At 63.7% G+C, this 15,504-nt stretch carries 14 protein-coding genes; 7 read left to right on the top strand and 7 right to left on the bottom strand.

All coding sequences use genetic code 11. From position 1 onward, the window contains the following. Positions 1 to 95: 95 nt before the first annotated feature. The gene (locus CSQ93_RS22090) at positions 96 to 917 is read left to right on the top strand and encodes a substrate-binding periplasmic protein (protein WP_099379884.1); all 822 of its coding nucleotides are present in this window, start codon (positions 96 to 98) and stop codon (positions 915 to 917) included. A 7-nt stretch (positions 918 to 924) separates the two neighbouring features. After that, complete coding sequence (locus tag CSQ93_RS22095) at positions 925 to 1,782, top strand: DMT family transporter (RefSeq protein ID WP_099379885.1); 858 nt, start codon at positions 925 to 927, stop codon at positions 1,780 to 1,782. Here the strand turns inward: CSQ93_RS22095 and CSQ93_RS22100 are convergent. Then, positions 1,779 to 3,758, bottom strand: coding sequence for a CocE/NonD family hydrolase (locus CSQ93_RS22100; protein ID WP_099379886.1), 1,980 nt, complete (start codon positions 3,756 to 3,758; stop codon positions 1,779 to 1,781). The two genes, CSQ93_RS22095 and CSQ93_RS22100, sit on opposite strands and share 4 nt — an antisense overlap. A gap of 297 nt (positions 3,759 to 4,055) precedes the next feature. On the opposite strand from CSQ93_RS22100, the gene trpS reads away from it, so the two are divergent. From trpS to CSQ93_RS22120, 4 genes are all read left to right on the top strand, one after another. Next, positions 4,056 to 5,132 carry a tryptophan--tRNA ligase gene (gene trpS / locus CSQ93_RS22105; RefSeq protein ID WP_233516294.1) on the top strand — a complete coding sequence of 359 codons (1,077 nt, stop codon included), beginning with the start codon at positions 4,056 to 4,058 and terminating at the stop codon, positions 5,130 to 5,132. A 130-nt stretch (positions 5,133 to 5,262) separates the two neighbouring features. Further along, positions 5,263 to 6,852: a pyridoxal-dependent decarboxylase gene (locus tag CSQ93_RS22110; protein ID WP_099379887.1), complete on the top strand. Its 1,590-nt coding sequence runs from the start codon at positions 5,263 to 5,265 to the stop codon at positions 6,850 to 6,852. A 36-nt stretch (positions 6,853 to 6,888) separates the two neighbouring features. Further along, positions 6,889 to 8,142 carry a voltage-gated chloride channel family protein gene (locus tag CSQ93_RS22115; RefSeq protein ID WP_099379888.1) on the top strand — a complete coding sequence of 418 codons (1,254 nt, stop codon included), beginning with the start codon at positions 6,889 to 6,891 and terminating at the stop codon, positions 8,140 to 8,142. Next, positions 8,139 to 8,870: a class I SAM-dependent methyltransferase gene (locus CSQ93_RS22120; RefSeq protein WP_099379889.1), complete on the top strand. Its 732-nt coding sequence runs from the start codon at positions 8,139 to 8,141 to the stop codon at positions 8,868 to 8,870. The genes CSQ93_RS22115 and CSQ93_RS22120 overlap by 4 nt, the downstream gene beginning before the upstream one ends. Positions 8,871 to 8,878: 8 nt before the next feature. On the opposite strand, the gene CSQ93_RS22125 is transcribed toward CSQ93_RS22120, so the two are convergent. After that, the gene (locus tag CSQ93_RS22125; protein WP_099379890.1) at positions 8,879 to 9,436 is read right to left on the bottom strand and encodes a helix-turn-helix domain-containing protein; all 558 of its coding nucleotides are present in this window, start codon (positions 9,434 to 9,436) and stop codon (positions 8,879 to 8,881) included. 51 nt (positions 9,437 to 9,487) lie between these two features. Here CSQ93_RS22125 and CSQ93_RS22130 point away from each other — a divergent pair, with 51 nt between their 5' ends. Further along, positions 9,488 to 10,396, top strand: coding sequence for a DMT family transporter (locus CSQ93_RS22130; RefSeq protein WP_099379891.1), 909 nt, complete (start codon positions 9,488 to 9,490; stop codon positions 10,394 to 10,396). A gap of 1 nt (position 10,397) precedes the next feature. Here CSQ93_RS22130 and CSQ93_RS22135 read toward each other — a convergent pair whose 3' ends face one another. From CSQ93_RS22135 to CSQ93_RS22155, 5 genes are all read right to left on the bottom strand, one after another. Further along, positions 10,398 to 11,345, bottom strand: a complete 948-nt coding sequence (locus CSQ93_RS22135) for a cupin-like domain-containing protein (protein WP_099379892.1) — start codon at positions 11,343 to 11,345, stop codon at positions 10,398 to 10,400. A gap of 52 nt (positions 11,346 to 11,397) precedes the next feature. Then, complete coding sequence (locus CSQ93_RS22140; RefSeq protein ID WP_099379893.1) at positions 11,398 to 12,390, bottom strand: chemotaxis protein CheB; 993 nt, start codon at positions 12,388 to 12,390, stop codon at positions 11,398 to 11,400. A 230-nt stretch (positions 12,391 to 12,620) separates the two neighbouring features. Beyond that, positions 12,621 to 13,364: a DNA-binding protein gene (locus tag CSQ93_RS22145; protein ID WP_046684938.1), complete on the bottom strand. Its 744-nt coding sequence runs from the start codon at positions 13,362 to 13,364 to the stop codon at positions 12,621 to 12,623. Positions 13,365 to 13,506: 142 nt separating this feature from the next. Further along, a complete protein-coding gene (locus tag CSQ93_RS22150; protein WP_099379894.1) occupies positions 13,507 to 14,124 on the bottom strand; it encodes an LON peptidase substrate-binding domain-containing protein in 618 nt (205 codons plus the stop codon). Between the two features lie 66 nt (positions 14,125 to 14,190). After that, positions 14,191 to 15,429, bottom strand: a complete 1,239-nt coding sequence (locus CSQ93_RS22155) for a DEAD/DEAH box helicase (RefSeq protein ID WP_099379920.1) — start codon at positions 15,427 to 15,429, stop codon at positions 14,191 to 14,193. Positions 15,430 to 15,504 lie beyond the last annotated feature (75 nt).

Here is a 15,504-nt window from a genome sequence, read left to right on the forward strand (position 1 = left end):
AAGATAATATTGCATTTGGGAAATTAATAGGCGAGAATGGGATAATCAGACGGGCGTTGCCGACGCCCGCGATTCGATGGTGAGCAAGGATGGGTATGACTGACTTTTATTCCAGCGCCTGGCGCCGGACCGTGGCCATGCTGGCGCTGGCGCTGCCATCGCTGGCGGGCGCGCAATGCTCGCGCGACATCCAGGTGCCCGTCTCGGCCATCGGCGCCAGCGTGGTGGTCAATGGCGCCACGATAGGCGGCATCTATCCCGACTTGCTGCGCGGCATGGGCGCCAAGCTCGGCTGCAATTTCATCTTCACGGCCGTGCCCCGCGCGCGGCTGGAAGCGATGTTCGAGACGGGCAAGGCAGACTTGCTGATCCCGGCCAGCAGCACCTTGCGGCGCGACCAGCATGGCCTGTTCATTCCCATGCTGGGCAGCCGCCCCCTGCTGATCTCGCTACAGGGCGCGCGCGCGCCCATCAACACCATGCAGGAATTGATCGAGCGGCGCGAATTGCGCGTGGCGCTCGTGCGCGGCTACGACTATGGCGCGCCGTACCAGGCGCTGGCGAAGGAGCTGAGCAGCCAGGGCCGCCTGTTTTATGAAGTCGACGCCCTGTCCGTGGCGCGCCTGATGCAAAGCGGCTTCATCGATGCCACCATCATGGCGCCTACCATCCTGGCCGGCGTGGCGCAAAACGATGCGCGCGTATATGGCCTGGCCGACCGCCTGCGCCTGGAAGCGCTGCCGGAGTTGCCGTGGGGCATGAGCGGCGTCTACCTGTCGCGCAAGTCGCTGACAGCGGAAGACCAGGCCACCCTGCGCGAACTGCTGGACAAGGCGGGCCGCTCCGGTTCCGTGATGGAAGGCTTCCAGCGCCATCACCGCCAGGAACTGTTGTCGCTGAGCATACGCCCCCGCTAAGGCCCGCATGTCCGGCCTTGTCGTCGCCGTCGTCCTGTTTGCCGCCCTGCTGCACGCCAGCTGGAACGCCATCGTCAAGTCGGGCAAGGATACCTTTCTCAGCACGGTGCTCGTTTCCGTGGGCGCGGCCCTGATTTCACTGGCCGTCTTACCCTTTGTTCATGCTCCCGCGCCCGCCAGCTGGCCCTACCTGGCCGCCTCGGCCGTGGCGCAGCTGGCCTATTACTCGCTGCTGGCGGCCGCCTACAAGGCGGGCGACATGAGCCATGCCTATCCCCTGATGCGCGGCAGCGCGCCGCTTATCGTCGCGCTGGCCAGCTGGCCACTGATCGGCGAGCGCCTGTCCGCCATGCAGATGGGCGCCGTCACCTGCATCTGCACGGGCATCCTTGGCCTGTATGTTGCCGCGCGCACCAGCACTATCGGCAAGGTGCCGAAAAGCACGGGCCACGCCACCGCCTTTGCGCTGGGCAATGCCTGCGTCATCGCCAGCTATACCCTGATCGACGGCATCGGCGTGCGCCTGTCCGGCGCGCCGGCCGCCTACACGATGTGGATTTTTGTCTTGAACGGCGCGGGACTGCTGCTGTGGACGGCGTTGCGCCGGCCCGCCGACCTGCTTGCGTATGCGCAAACACAATGGCGTTTGGCCGCCGTTGGCGGCTTCGGCACCCTCGCCTCGTATGGACTGGCCCTGTGGGCCATGACGCAGGCGCCCGTGGCCGCCATCGCGGCCCTGCGCGAAACGTCGATTTTGTTCGCCATCGCCATTGCGGCCCTGTTCCTGCGCGAAAAAATCAGCCCCCGCCGCTACCTGGCCATCAGCCTGATCGCGGCGGGAGCCATCCTCATGCGAATGGGCTAGCGCGCATCGAGCGGCGTAATCGGCAACTCGATGGCGCTGGCAGCGCCTGTCGCGTGGTACACGCGCTGCGTCGCCTTTCTATAATGGCCTGGGTCGGCCAGGAAGATGTTCGGCACGTAGTTTTGCGGGTTGCGGTCGTACAGGGGGAACCAGCTCGACTGCACTTGCACGGCGATGCGGTGGCCGGGCAAGAAGACGTGGTTCGCGTTCGGCAAGGCGAAACGGTAACGCTCCACCTTGCCCGGCGTTATCATCGCCGGGTGCTCGAAGCTCTCACGGTAGCGCCCGCGGAAGATGTCCATCGCCACGCCCAGTTGATACCCGCCCATGGCCGGCTGCGACGGCACCTCGTCCGGATACACGTCGATCAGTTTCACCACCCAGTCCGCATCCGTACCGCTGGTGGCGGCGAACAGGTTCACCATCGGTGCGCCGGAGATGCGCACGGCTTCCTTCAACGGTTCGGAAACATAGCTGAGCACGTCCGTGCGGTCCGCATAGCCACGCTGGTCGCTGACCAGCCATGGCTTCCACACGTCGCCATCGTTCAGGCGCACGGGACGGGGTACGAAAGGCACGGGCTTGGCCGGATCGGACACGTATTCGTCGAAGGCGCCTTCCGCCGCATCCGCAGCGCCCGATGGCGCCGCAAAGCCCAGCTTGGAGCCATCCTGCAAATAGATCGGCGTCAACTTGATATCGCACGTCTCGCAGGCCAGCGGCCACTGCTGCAGGCGCTGCCACTGGTTCGTGCCGCTCTGATACGACACCACGGGCGCCGTGTTCGCTTCCGGCGCGCCATCCTTCAGGTATTGATTGAGGAATGGCTGCATGACTTTTTCGCGGAACTGGCGTGCCGTATCGCCGTCAAACTTCAGGGCGCCCAGACTGGAACCGTCATAATTGACGCCGCTGTGGCGCCACGGGCCGATGGCCAGGTAATTGAGGTTGTTGTGCTTGTCGCGCCCTTCCATCGCCGTGTAGGTGGCATAAGGGCCATAGATGTCTTCCTGGTCCCACTGCCCCACCACGTGCATGGTGGGCACGATCAGCGGGCGTTTCGCCAGGATTTTATCCAGCGCCTGCTCCTGCCAGTAACTGTCGTAGGCCGGATGCTCGAACAGTTTTTTCGTATAGGTCAGCTTGTCGATGCCAAATTTCTTCGCAAAGTCGCGCGCCGAGCCGATGCGCAGGTACGCGTCGTAATCGTCGTAGACGCCCAGGGCCGGCGATTCGCCGCCGCCGCGCACGCTGGTCTGGCCGGCGATATACGACAGGCTGGGCATGCGGAAGGCGCCATTATGAAACCAGTCGTCGCCGCGCCAGCCATCGACCATGGCGCTCATGGGTACAGCCACTTTCAGGGCCGGATGCGGATCGACCAGGGCCATCAGCACCGTGTGGCCTTCGTACGAGGAACCGAGCATGCCCACCTTGCCATTGCTTTCCGGTACGTTCTTCACGAGCCAGTCGATGGTGTCCCACGCATCCGTGACGTTGTCCACCTTGGTATTGTTCAGCGGGCCGCGCACGGGGCGCGTCATCACGTAATCGCCTTCCGAGCCATACTTGCCGCGCACATCCTGAAACACGCGGATGTAGCCGTTTTCCACCAGGGTATCGTCGCCCTGCGGCAAGGTGGCCAGCATGCTGGGGCTGGCCGTGCGCTGGGCGCGGCGGGCAGCGTTATAGGGCGTGCGCGTGAGCATGATCGGCGCTTTTTGCGCGCCCTTCGGCACGACGATCACCGTGTACAGCTTGACACCGTCGCGCATGGGGATCATCACCACGCGCTTGACGTAGTCGTTCAGGTCCGGCATCACCAGTTTGGCGCCGATATCGGGCGTCATCGGCGGCGTTTGCGGCGTTTGCAGCAGTCGTGGCGTTTGCGGCGTTTGCGCCTGCACTGGAGCGATGAACAAGGTACTGACAAGCAGGGCCAGGCCACTCAGGCGGATGGGGGATACAACAGGCATACACGTCTCCAAAAGATTCATATTGACAATAGTACCCGCAAAGCAAGTTTGACAGAAGTTCCGCCGCCACCTGCGCGGCAGATAAATCGGGGTGCAACTTGACAGAACGCGTGCGAACTGCAACCATAACGCCATGAAATTTATCCCTTCACAACACGCCTGCTTGAATTGGTGGTCCCGCTCACTTTCGCGCGGCCACTGCATAGTGATGTGAATTTGATCCACGCCGCCTCGATCGGTGGCGTAACAGGCTCAGCCTGGATCATCCCCGATGCAGGCGGCTCAAAAGGAAACTTGATGAGCTTGCCTAACACCCCAGACACCCCAGACCAGAATGACGCACCGGCAGCACCGCTGTCGGCCGCCGCCATCGCTTCGCAATCCGTGATCCTGACGGGCGACCGTCCGACCGGCCCCTTGCACCTGGGCCACTACGTGGGCAGCCTGCGCGACCGCGTCCGCTACCAGAACAGCTACAAGCAATTCATCATGCTGGCCGACGCGCAAGCGCTGACGGACAATATGGACGACATCGACAAGGTGCACCGCAATGTCGTCGAAGTGGCGCTCGATTACCTGGCCGTCGGCATCGACCCGACGAAAACCACGGTCTTCATCCAGTCGCAAATCCCGGAACTGGCCGAGCTGACCTTTTACTACCTGAACATCGTCACCGTGGCGCGCCTCGAGCGCAACCCCACCGTCAAGGAAGAAATCCGCCTGCGCGGCTTCGAACGCGACATCCCGGCCGGCTTCCTGACCTACCCTGCCAGCCAGGCGGCCGACATCACGGCCTTCAAGGCCGGCGTCGTGCCCGTGGGCGAAGACCAGATCCCGATGATCGAGCAAACGAATGAAATCGTGCGCCGCTTCAACCGCATGTACAACCGTGAAGTATTGATGGAATGCAAGGCGCTGGTGCCCGATATCGGCCGCCTGCCCGGTATCGACGGCAAGGCGAAGATGAGCAAGTCGCTGGGCAACACCATCAACCTGGGCGCGACCTCGGCCGAAATCACGGCTGCCGTGAAGAAAGTCTATACCGACCCGCTGCACCTGCGCGTGGAAGACCCGGGCCACCTGGAAGGCAATATCGCGTTTACCTACCTGGATGCGTTTGACCCGGAAAAAGCGGCGCTGGCCGAAATGAAAGCCCATTACGTGCGCGGCGGCCTGGGCGACAGCATCGTCAAGAAGCGCCTGGACGTGGTCTTGCAGGAAATGCTGGCGCCGATCCGCGCCCGCCGCGAAGAGTTTGCCAAGGACAAGGGGCAAGTCATCCAGATGCTCAAGGAAGGCACCTTCAAGGCGCGCGAAGTAGCGGCCCGCACGGCCGATGAAGTCAAGTCGGCGCTGGGCCTGAACTACTTCTGATCGCCAGCAGCGAGCAAACTGATATAGCAAACTGATGCGCTCAGGCGGAGTCGGGTAAAATCCCGCTTTCGCCTGGGCGCAATTCGTTTGTCACCGTGGCACCAGCAATCCGTAGAGAAGACAACGCGCCATGACCGATACCCCTATCGAACAGCTGCTGCAGCAGCATTTTTCCATCGATGCGCTGCAGAAGGCGCCCGCGCCCCTGCAGCAGGCGCTGGGCATGCTGGGCGGCTGGCTGGCCGCCGACCGCGACACGGCCTATCCGCACACGCCGTATGCGGAACTGCTGACGCAACTGTCCGACACTTGCCTGCCCGCGCACGGCATGCCCGTGGCGCAATTCCTGCAAGAACTCGACACCACCGTGCTGGCCAATACGGCCCAGCTGAACCATCCCCAGTACATCGGCCACATGACGCAGGCCCTGCCGTGGATCAGCGTGCTGGCCGAAGCGTTTACGGCCACCCTGAACCAAAACCAGGTCAAGATCGAGACGGCCTACGTGTCGACCCTGATCGAAAAACAGATCCTCGGCTGGCTGCACCGCCAGGTGTACCAACAACCGGACGCCGTCTACACGCAGGCCATGGCCGCCACCAGCGGCGCGCTGGGCAATGTCGTCAATGGCGGCACCATGGGCAACCTGACGGCCCTGGCCGTGGCACTGGAACAGCAACTGCCCGGCACGCGCAAGCGCGGTTTGTTTGCCGCCATGCAGGAATCAGGCTATGCGGGGCTGGCCGTGATCGGCTCGGCCCGCAGCCATTATTCCGTGAAAAAGGCGCTGGCGACCCTGGGGCTCGGTGAAAACGCCTTGCACCTGGTGGCCGTCGACCGCGACAACCGCATCGACGTCGGCGCGCTGGAAGCGACGATTGCCGATTTGAAATTGCGCAGGATCAAGGTCGTCGCCATGATCGGCATCGCCGGCACGACGGAAACGGGCGCCATCGACCCGTTGGCAGCCATGGCGGCGATTGCGGCGCGCGAAAACATCTGGTTCCACGTGGACGCAGCCTGGGGCGGCGCGCTCTTGATCGCGGAACAGTACCGCGCGCTGTACGACGGCATTGCCCTGGCCGACTCCGTCGTCATCGACGGGCATAAATTGCTGTGGGTGCCGATGGCGCAAAGCATGGTGCTGTTCAAGGATAGCGCCAGCCTGAACTTGCTCAAACACAACGCCAACTACATCTTGCGCGACAACTCGGGCGACCTGGGCCAGACGTCGCTGGAAGGCTCGCGCCGCTTCGATGCCTTGAAACTGTGGACCTCGTTCAAGGTGCTCGGTGTGTCCGGCTACACGACCTTGCTGCAGCAGGCGGCCACCCTGTCCGGCCAGTTGCAGGACTTGCTGGCCGACCAGCAGGATTTCGAACTCGTCACGCGCTCCGACACCTTCATTCTCACTTACCGCTACGTGCCCGCGCACTTGCGCCAGCGCATGGAAAGCTTGCTGGCCGGCGGCGAAGTGGAGGCGGCGACCGAACTGAACAAGCAACTCAACACCTTGAACGCCAAGCTGCAGAACCGGCAAAAGGCGCAAGGCCACAGCTTCGTGTCGCGCACGGTACTCGAATCGACGCGCTACCCGGGCCCGACCAACGTGCTGCGCGTGGTCATGACGAATGTCAAGACGCGCCCCCACCACTTGCGCGCCATTTTGGCCGAACAGCGGGCCATCGGCCAGGCGCTGGTGGCGGAATTCGGCTTGTAAGGAAGCACCCACCCATCAGCCTTGACTGGATGCACGATGCAGCGTCTTAGCGCCCTCACCGATCTGTTACGGCATCTGTTGAAATGGCTGCTGCTGGCCTTTATCGTTGCCGTGCTGGCAGGGACGGCCTCGGCCGGCTTCCTGTTCGCCCTTGAGTGGGCCACGCGCACGCGGATGGCGCACGCCTGGCTGATCTGGCTGCTGCCCGTGGCGGGCTTTGCCGTCGGCTGGCTGTATTTGCGCTACGGCAGCAGTGTCGAAGGCGGGGCCAACCTGCTGATCGATGAAATCCACGACCCGAAAAAAATCATCCCCTTGCGCATGGCACCGCTGGTGCTGGGCGGCACCGTCATTTCGCATTTGTTTGGCGCCTCGGTCGGACGCGAAGGCACGGCCGTGCAGATGGGCGGCGCCTTGGCAGACCAGCTGACCCGCATGTTTCGCTTGAACAATGAAGACCGCCGCATCATCCTGATGGCCGGCATCAGCGCCGGCTTTGCTTCCGTCTTCGGCACGCCGCTGGCAGGTGCCCTCTTCGGCCTGGAAGTGCTGGCCATCGGCCGCTTGCGCTACGAAGCCATGCTGCCCTGCCTGCTGGCTGCCGTCATCGCCGACCAGGTGGTTCTGCTGTGGGGACCGCTTTTGCAAATTGCTCACACGCATTACGCCGTGCCCCTGATCCCCGCCCTTTCAACCTGGACCTTGTGCGCGATGGTGATCGCTGGCGTGCTGTTCGGCGTGACGGGGAAACTGTTTGCGCAAGCCACGCACGGCTTGAGCGGCCTGATGAAACGCTGGATCGCCTACGCCCCGCTGCGTCCGCTGGCCGGCGGCCTCGTTGTCGCGCTTGCCGTATGGCTGCTGGGTACGGATCGCTACATCGGCCTGGGCATTCCCACCATCGTCGATGCGCTGAAAGAACCGTTGCCCGCATATGACTTCCTCGGCAAGATGGCATTTACCATTGTTTCCCTCGGTACGGGGTTCAAGGGCGGCGAAGTGACGCCATTGTTCTTCATCGGCGCGACCCTGGGCAATGCGTTGGGCCCGCTATTGCACCAGCCTGTCACCTTGCTGGCCGCCATCGGCTTTGTCGCCGTGTTTGCGGGCGCAGCCAACACGCCGATCGCCTCGACCCTGATGGCGATGGAACTGTTCGGCGCCGAGATCGGCGTGTACGCGGCCATCGCCTGCGTCGTGGCGTATCTGTTTTCCGGCCACGCGGGCATTTACCGGGCACAACGGGGCGGGCATACCAAGCGCACCGTCCACAAGGATATCGACACATGACACAGAATATCTACGACAACGACGCCTTCTTTACCGGCTACAGCCAGCTGCCCCGTTCCATCGGCGGGCTCGACAGCGCCCCCGAATGGCCAGCCCTGCGCGCAATGCTGCCGGAGATACAAGGAAAAATCGTGCTCGACCTTGGCTGCGGCTATGGCTGGTTCTGCCGCTGGGCAGCCGATGCTGGTGCGGCGCAGGTGCTGGGCGTGGACGTGTCGGAAAAGATGCTGGCGCAGGCGAACGCCATGGGGACGCACGCGGCCGTCAGCTATGCCCGGCTGGACCTGGAACAACTGGCCCTGCCGCCCGCCAGCTACGACCTCGTCTACAGTTCGCTCGCGTTTCACTACATCGAGGATTTCACCACCTTGCTGGCTACCATCCGCCACGGCTTGAAACCGGGCGGCAAGCTGGTGTTTTCCATCGAGCACCCGATCTTCATGGCCCCGCGCCAGCCGGGCTGGCTGACTGACGCGCAAGGCCGCAAGCGCTGGCCCGTCGACAGCTACCAGCAGCAAGGCCCGCGCGTGTCGGACTGGCTGGCGCCAGGCGTGATCAAGCAGCACCGCACGCTCGGCACGACCATCAATGCGCTGCTACGCGCTGGTTTCCAGCTGGAACACATGGAAGAATGGGGTCCCACCGACGCACAGGTCGCGCAGCAGCCGGCGCTGGCGGAAGAGCGCGAGCGGCCGATGCTGTTGCTGGTGGGATGTAGCCTGCCGTAATCGCGCTGTCAGCTGGCCACATTGCGCGTAAAGCGCAGGGTGGACTCGCCCGCATTCACATAGGCATATGCTTGCGCGCTGCTGAAGACGAAAAAATCGCCCGTGGCCAGCTGCCGGGTTTCCGCCACCAGCACGAGCTGCAGCTCGCCTTCCAGCACGTAGATCATTTCGCTGAAGCCCGCCGGATCGGCTTGCGCATCGTAGCGCTCGCCTGGTGCCAGGGTCCACGACCACAGTTCCACCTGGCGGCTGGCGGGTGCCGCGCCCAGCAGCACGGCCCGGCTGGCTTGCGATGCGCTTTGCCACATCAGCACGCGCAAGCTGTCTTGCGGCTGCCGCGGTGGCTGGACTAGGTCGACAAAGGCCACGTTCAAGGCGGCCGCCACATGGTCGAGGTTGGCCAGGCTGATGTTGGTGCTGCCCGCCTCGACGCCATTGACCATGCGCCGGCTCAGGCCGGACTGGCGCGCCAGCTCTTCCTGGCTGAGGCCGGCGGCCAGGCGCAAGCGCCGCAGATTGGTGGCCAGGTATGCCAGCACGCCACCGGCTTCGGCTTGACTGCGCAATATATTGCTCCTATTATGATGGGAAATATTTTGCTCATAGCATAGCGTCCCATGAAAACACACGCAAGTCCCCCGCCCGCCCTCGGCATGCCCGAACTGGCCCTGATCGCCATTACCTTCCTCTGGGGCGGCACGTTTCTTGTCGTGCAACATGCCGTGACGGTCAGCGGCCCGCTGGCCTTTGTGGCCGCCCGCTTTGCCGTGGCCGCCAGCATCGGCGCCCTGATTTGCCGGGGCCAGCTGCGCCAGTTGACGAAAGCGGAGTTATTCACCGGCATGGCCATCGGCGTGAGCATCTTCGGCGGCTACGCCCTGCAAACCTATGGCTTGATGTATATCACGAGCAGCAAGTCCGCCTTCATCACGGCCTTTTATGTGCCCATCGTGCCGCTGGTGCAATGGCTGGGCTTCAAGCAGCGGCCCCACCCTGCAGTGTGGGCGGCCGTCGTGCTGGCGTTCGTCGGCTTGCTGCTGCTCACCGGCACGGATGGCTTGAGCATGGGTTTTGGCACGGGCGAACTGATCACGGCCGTGGGCGCCATCGCCATCGCCCTGGAAATCATCCTCATCAGCCGCGTCTCGCCGCAGCTGAACATCCTGCGCGTGACCATCGTGCAACTGGCCACGGCCTCATTGATCGCCCTGCTGCTGATGCCCGTCTTGGGCGAAGCGCCACCGGTCCTCAGCAAGACCTTCGTCTTCAGCGTGCTGGCCCTGGGCTGCGCCAGCGCGCTGATCCAATATGTGATGAACTGGGCGCAAAAGCGCATTTCCGCCACCAAGGCCACCTTGATCTATGCGGGCGAACCCGTGTGGGCCGGCGTGATCGGCCGCATCGCCGGCGAGCGCCTGCCGGCCCTGGCCATCGTGGGCGCGATATTGATCATCGCTGCTGGCATCCTCAGCGAGTGGCGGCCCAAGCGCCGCGTGCGCGCTGCCGGCAAGACCATCCAGCCCTAAGTTATTCCTCGCCCCGCCGCAGCGCCATATCCCCATGCAGCGCCAGCGGCACGGCCCTGGCCCAGCGGTTCGACGACAGGGAAAACGTCAGCGCCCGCACCTGGTGGTACCAGCCGGCGGGCACGTACAGCATGTCGCCCGGCTCGACGAGGCATTCGATCATGGTGGCCTGGCGCGCCAGGGGAAAACGCTCGAAATCGGGCGCTTCCGGGTCGAACGGCGAGCCGAACAGGATGGCGTTCGCCTCGCTGGGATACAGGAAGGCGTCATGGTGCGGCGGCGACAAAAAGATGCGTTTGCGGCCCCACACCTGGGCGAAGATATTGTCGTCGTAATCGCAATGCAAGGGCGTCACCGTGCCGGCCGGCCCCACCCAGAAGCGTGGCGGGCCCATCTTGTCGAAATACGTGGGCCAGTGGCACAGACGGTTCAGTTCGCGCAATTCCAGGTTGCCCAGGTAAGGCGGCAGCGCATACTCGCCCTCTGCCACCATATCCAGGTATTGCCCCATCGACATGTCCTGCATGGCGCGGTCGGCCGCGAAAGCCGTGTTGATGTAGTCACCCACCCGCGCCCGCACGGGCACGTGGCTGAATTGCTCGCGCAAGACTTCGGGGCCCAGGGCCGACAGGGGCCAACGCCGCACCAGCCCGCGCATCAGGAAGGGCAAGCCCAGCGCGGCCCGCGCACGGAAGGCGGCGGCGTCCAGCATGGCCAGGCGCGGCACCTCGGTGATGGTGGGCAAGTCGCGCGCCGCCTGTTTGATGGCGACACGCATGGCATCGATGGACGTGACGCCGCGCACCTGCGCATCCTTGGCTTCGCGCGCCTGCTTATGCGCAAGGGCTGTTGCGGCAGAACTGAATTCGGCTGGCGGCCGGGGCGGCAGTGCGCGCGGCAAGATGGGGGTGGCCGCAGGCGGGTGCGGCGCTTTCTTTTCTACGGACATAAACCTTCTTTGCGATCGGGCGTCGCGCGGCATGGCGCGACCGTACGCTATTTTAAGCCAGCAAGGCCCGTTTCAGCATATCGGCCTGCTCGCCCGCCTGGCGCGCCTTGGCGGCATATTCGCTGGCCGTACCCGGATGCAGCCAGGCCTGAGCCTTGGCGGCCAGGTTCAGGTACAGCTTTTCCTTTTCCTGCAGCGCCCTGACGGCGGCCCACATAGCGTTTTCCGCCTTGTCATGCTGCAACTCGCCGAGCATCCGCGCCGTGAAACTGTGGCCCGTATGGCAGCGAAAACGCTGCGGCTGCTGAGCATGCAGCTCCCACAGGGTGCCCTGGCATTCGGGACAGGTGAAAGTCGATGGCGTGGCAATTTTTTCCAGTTGCTCCATATTTCCCACTCCCCGGGCAAAACGGTTTTCCACGGCGATCCACGACGGCGCGGGCGGCAAAGGCTGCGCGGCGCTGGCCGGCGCTGGCGTGTCGCTGGCCACCGCCAGCAGGGCCGGGCCGATCTCGGCGCACGGCAGGCGCCAGTCCACCTCGGCGTGGTCGATTGCGCTTTGCGGCATCGACGGCGCCACCGCATCCTGCGGCTCCTGCACCAGCGCCTTGCCACCGCAGGCCTTGATGGCCTGCAAGCCTGCCGTGCCATCGTCGAGGTAACCGCTGAGGATGACGCCCACCACCTTCGGGCCGAAAGCTGCGGCGGCACTGCGAAACAGGGGATCGATGGCGGGACGCGTATGGTTTTCCTTGGGTCCCCGGGTCAGCTCGACCGTTGCCTGGCCAGCCAGGTTGGCAACGAGCATGTGCCGATCCGGCGGCGCCAGCAGGATGCGCCCCGCGCGCACGGGTTCGCGCTCTTCGGCAAAGCGCACGGGCAAGGCGGAGGTTTTGCCTAGAATCTCGGGCAACACGCTATTGCGCGCGCCCACATGCATGACGACCAGGATTGCCGCGGGCAGGTTCGCCGGCAAGGCGGAGAAGATGGTGGACAGTGCGCTCACGCCGCCCACCGAGGCACCCATGACGATCAGCGTTTCCATGCCGGCCCTTTCGCGCCTGGATCACTGAACTATTTTGCCGCGCCTAATAACAAGATTCAGTGCGCCGGCTAACACTGTACGCAGCGTTAGGTCAGAACAGAGACGTAACGACACCTGACGAAACCGTAGCGAGCGGAAGGGAGAAGTGGCCGAGAAGCGCAACCGTACTAAAGTACGGTGAGCATCGCAGGCCGCCTATACCGACGCACAGTAGGTTTGGTCAGGCGTCCTCAGACAGGCGTCTTGAATATTGGATCGACGATGAACTGCTGCGCCTTGATGCGCAAGGTGCGCTCTTCATCGAGCTCGGCGCGCGTTTCGCCCAGCTCTTCGCGTTCCGCTTCCAGTTCCAGGCGCGCGGCGGCCAGTTCCGTTTCCACGCGCGTCAGGCTTTCCAGCTTCAGCTGGGCCTGGATCAGTTCGGCGCGCGCCGCTTCGGCAGCCTCTTCCAGGCGGGGGATGCCTTCGAGCTTGAATTGCGCCTTGGCCAGGTCCATGCGTGCCTGCTCGGCCGCCTCTTCCAGGCGCGGCAAGCCTTCCAGGCGCAGCTGCGCCTTGGCCAGGTCCGTACGCGCCTGGTTCGCCACTTGCCGCTCGCGTTCAAGTTCCTCGCGCAAGGTTTCCAGCTCGCCGGCCTGCAGGTCGAGCAACTCTTGCTGGCGCTCGTTCTCGCTGGCCAGGTCCATCAATTCCTGTTGATTGTCGTTCATCTCGGCTTCATGCGCGCTGTGGCTGGCGCTTAACTCCTGTCCTACATAATCGAGGATGGCTTGCTGCAGCACGGGCGACAGTTCGGCGGCGGCAGCGATCTGGCGCTGCGCACCGGCTTTGCGGCGCTGCAAGAGCTTGCTGATGGTGCCCAGGCAGGCGCCGTTGCCCAGCCGTTCGCGCAAGGCGCGCACCGTGATGGCCTGGCCTTCGCCCGCCATCGCTTCCATTGCCGCATTGATCTGTTCCGCGCTTACTTTTGCCATGTCGTCTGCTCTTGAATGTTGCCCAGGGCAATCTTGCCCAGGGGCATTATCTTATGCCAGCGGCGGCAAAGCGTAAAGTATTTCTCAATAGAAATTGCAATTGCACAACGAAATGTTGTGCAAGCATGCGGCCTGGGACGTTTTACTCTTCGAGCAGGCCATTTTCCGTGAGCATATCCTGCACCAGTTCCAGGCGCAGCACGGGATTGTCTTGACTCAGCAATAGTTGTTTTTGCATGGCGCTCAGGGACAGCAGCTCGCACCAGCGGTTCGCCACCCAGCCGCACTCATCGAGCCGGTACGGCGGCTGCAGGGGCATTTGGTCAGGCGGGATCTTTTGCTCCTGCAAGGTGCGGATCAGGGCGCCGAGCGCGTCGGCCACGTTCTGCTGCTCTTGCGGAATGGGGATGGTTTTATCGGGCGGCAACGTTTCGATCTGCGCCATCCACAAGCCGTGCTTCAGCTGTTCGCTGGAGACGATATGAAAGCGCTGCATGCCCATGCATTTGATTTGCAGCAAGCCGGACAGGGGCGCGGCCCAGTCGATGACACGCGCCAGGGTGCCCACGGGCGCGAGCGTTTCCTGCTGGCCCGGCTTGCGCACTTCCCCGCCGTCCAGCAGTTGCACCACGCCAAACGGCTGCTCGCCCATGATGCATTTGCGTATCATGTCCAGATAGCGTACCTCGAAGATCTGCAGGGGCAGATAGCCATCGGGATACAGCACCGTATTGAGCGGGAACAAAGGTATCGAGGTCATAGCGCATGATGGCACGAATGGCATATCCGTGCTGCGCGCCTTGCCTTGTCAGCTTAACTGCGCCGATTATTTGTAGAAGCGCCTTTTCTTGGCCCGCTCCGCCGCCTTCGGCGCCAGCACTTTCACGGCCTTCTTCTGGATCGTGCCGCCGGCGGACGTGCCCGGCACGCGGTGCTCGGCCTCGAAACCGGGCTCCTCGTTGCGTTTCAGGGTTTGCCGGGTCAGCGCTTCCACAGCCGACAGCAACTCCACCTCATCGGCGCAAACGAGCGAGATCGCTTCGCCCGAAGCGCCCGCGCGGCCCGTGCGGCCGATGCGGTGGATATAATCTTCCGCCACGGTGGGCAAGTCGAAATTGACGACGACGGGCAATTGATCGATATCGAGGCCGCGGGCGGCCACGTCGGTCGCCACCAGCACCTGCACCTCGGCCGATTTGAAGCGGGCCAGCGCGCGCAAACGGTTCGGCTGGGTCTTGTCGCCGTGAATCGAGTCGGCGCGCACGCCCTGCTCCAGCAAAGTGTTCACCAGCAGCTCGACACCCTTGCGCGTCTTGACGAAGACCAATACCTGGCCCCAGCGCTTTTTCTTCAGCAGGTGCAAAAAGAGTTCCGGCTTGCGTTTCTTGTCGCACACGATCACCGACTGTTTCACGGCCTTGACCGTGCTGTTGCGCGCGCTCACCTCGACCGAGACGGGGTCCTTCAGCATGGTTTTCGCCATGGCGCGGATGGCGTCCGAGAAGGTGGCCGAGAACAGCAAGGTCTGGCGCTGCTTGGGCATCGTCATCAGCAAGATATCGAGCTCGCGCTCGAAGCCCAGGTCCAGCATGCGGTCCGCCTCGTCCAGCACCAGGGTTTGCACTTGCTCGAACTTGACGGCGCCCTGCGTCTGCAAATCCAGCAAGCGGCCCGGCGTGGCCACCAGCACGTCGAGGCCCTTGCGCAGTTTGCTGATCTGCGGCTCGATGGGCACGCCGCCATACGCGACAAAGCTGCGCAGCGGCAAGTTGCCGCCATAGTTGCGGAAGCTGGCATAGACTTGCTCGGCCAGTTCGCGCGTGGGCACGAGCACCAGCACGCGCACGCACTGCGGCGCCACCACGCCTTCCAAAGTCAGGCGCTGCAGCAGCGGCACGGCAAAGCCGGCCGTCTTGCCCGTGCCCGTCTGGGCGGCGGCCATCAGGTCGCGCCCGGCGAGCACGGCAGGAATCGCTTGCGCCTGCACGGGCGTGGGCTTGGCATAGCCGAGCTCATCGAGTTTGCGGATCAGGGGATCGATCAGGCCGAGGGAGGAAAACGTCATGGGGAAAGCAATCTTGGCAAAGGAAAAGGTGGCGCGCACGGACGGGCCGCGCGCGCAATTGCCGAGATTATAGGC

The sequence above is a fragment of the Janthinobacterium sp. BJB426 genome (assembly GCF_002735705.1).
Classification (GTDB): Bacteria; Pseudomonadota; Gammaproteobacteria; order Burkholderiales; family Burkholderiaceae_D; genus Janthinobacterium.

What these genes read in the sequence shown, in the direction of transcription:
- CSQ93_RS22090 (WP_099379884.1), top strand. Translation starts at nt 96, where the DNA reads ATGACTGACTTTTATTCCAGCGCCTGGCGCCGGACCGTGGCCATGCTG.
- CSQ93_RS22095 (WP_099379885.1), top strand. Translation starts at nt 925, where the DNA reads ATGTCCGGCCTTGTCGTCGCCGTCGTCCTGTTTGCCGCCCTGCTGCAC.
- CSQ93_RS22100 (WP_099379886.1), bottom strand. Translation starts at nt 3,758, where the DNA reads ATGCCTGTTGTATCCCCCATCCGCCTGAGTGGCCTGGCCCTGCTTGTC.
- trpS (WP_233516294.1), top strand. Translation starts at nt 4,056, where the DNA reads ATGAGCTTGCCTAACACCCCAGACACCCCAGACCAGAATGACGCACCG.
- CSQ93_RS22110 (WP_099379887.1), top strand. Translation starts at nt 5,263, where the DNA reads ATGACCGATACCCCTATCGAACAGCTGCTGCAGCAGCATTTTTCCATC.
- CSQ93_RS22115 (WP_099379888.1), top strand. Translation starts at nt 6,889, where the DNA reads ATGCAGCGTCTTAGCGCCCTCACCGATCTGTTACGGCATCTGTTGAAA.
- CSQ93_RS22120 (WP_099379889.1), top strand. Translation starts at nt 8,139, where the DNA reads ATGACACAGAATATCTACGACAACGACGCCTTCTTTACCGGCTACAGC.
- CSQ93_RS22130 (WP_099379891.1), top strand. Translation starts at nt 9,488, where the DNA reads ATGAAAACACACGCAAGTCCCCCGCCCGCCCTCGGCATGCCCGAACTG.
- CSQ93_RS22135 (WP_099379892.1), bottom strand. Translation starts at nt 11,345, where the DNA reads ATGTCCGTAGAAAAGAAAGCGCCGCACCCGCCTGCGGCCACCCCCATC.
- CSQ93_RS22140 (WP_099379893.1), bottom strand. Translation starts at nt 12,390, where the DNA reads ATGGAAACGCTGATCGTCATGGGTGCCTCGGTGGGCGGCGTGAGCGCA.
- CSQ93_RS22145 (WP_046684938.1), bottom strand. Translation starts at nt 13,364, where the DNA reads ATGGCAAAAGTAAGCGCGGAACAGATCAATGCGGCAATGGAAGCGATG.
- CSQ93_RS22150 (WP_099379894.1), bottom strand. Translation starts at nt 14,124, where the DNA reads ATGACCTCGATACCTTTGTTCCCGCTCAATACGGTGCTGTATCCCGAT.
- CSQ93_RS22155 (WP_099379920.1), bottom strand. Translation starts at nt 15,429, where the DNA reads ATGACGTTTTCCTCCCTCGGCCTGATCGATCCCCTGATCCGCAAACTC.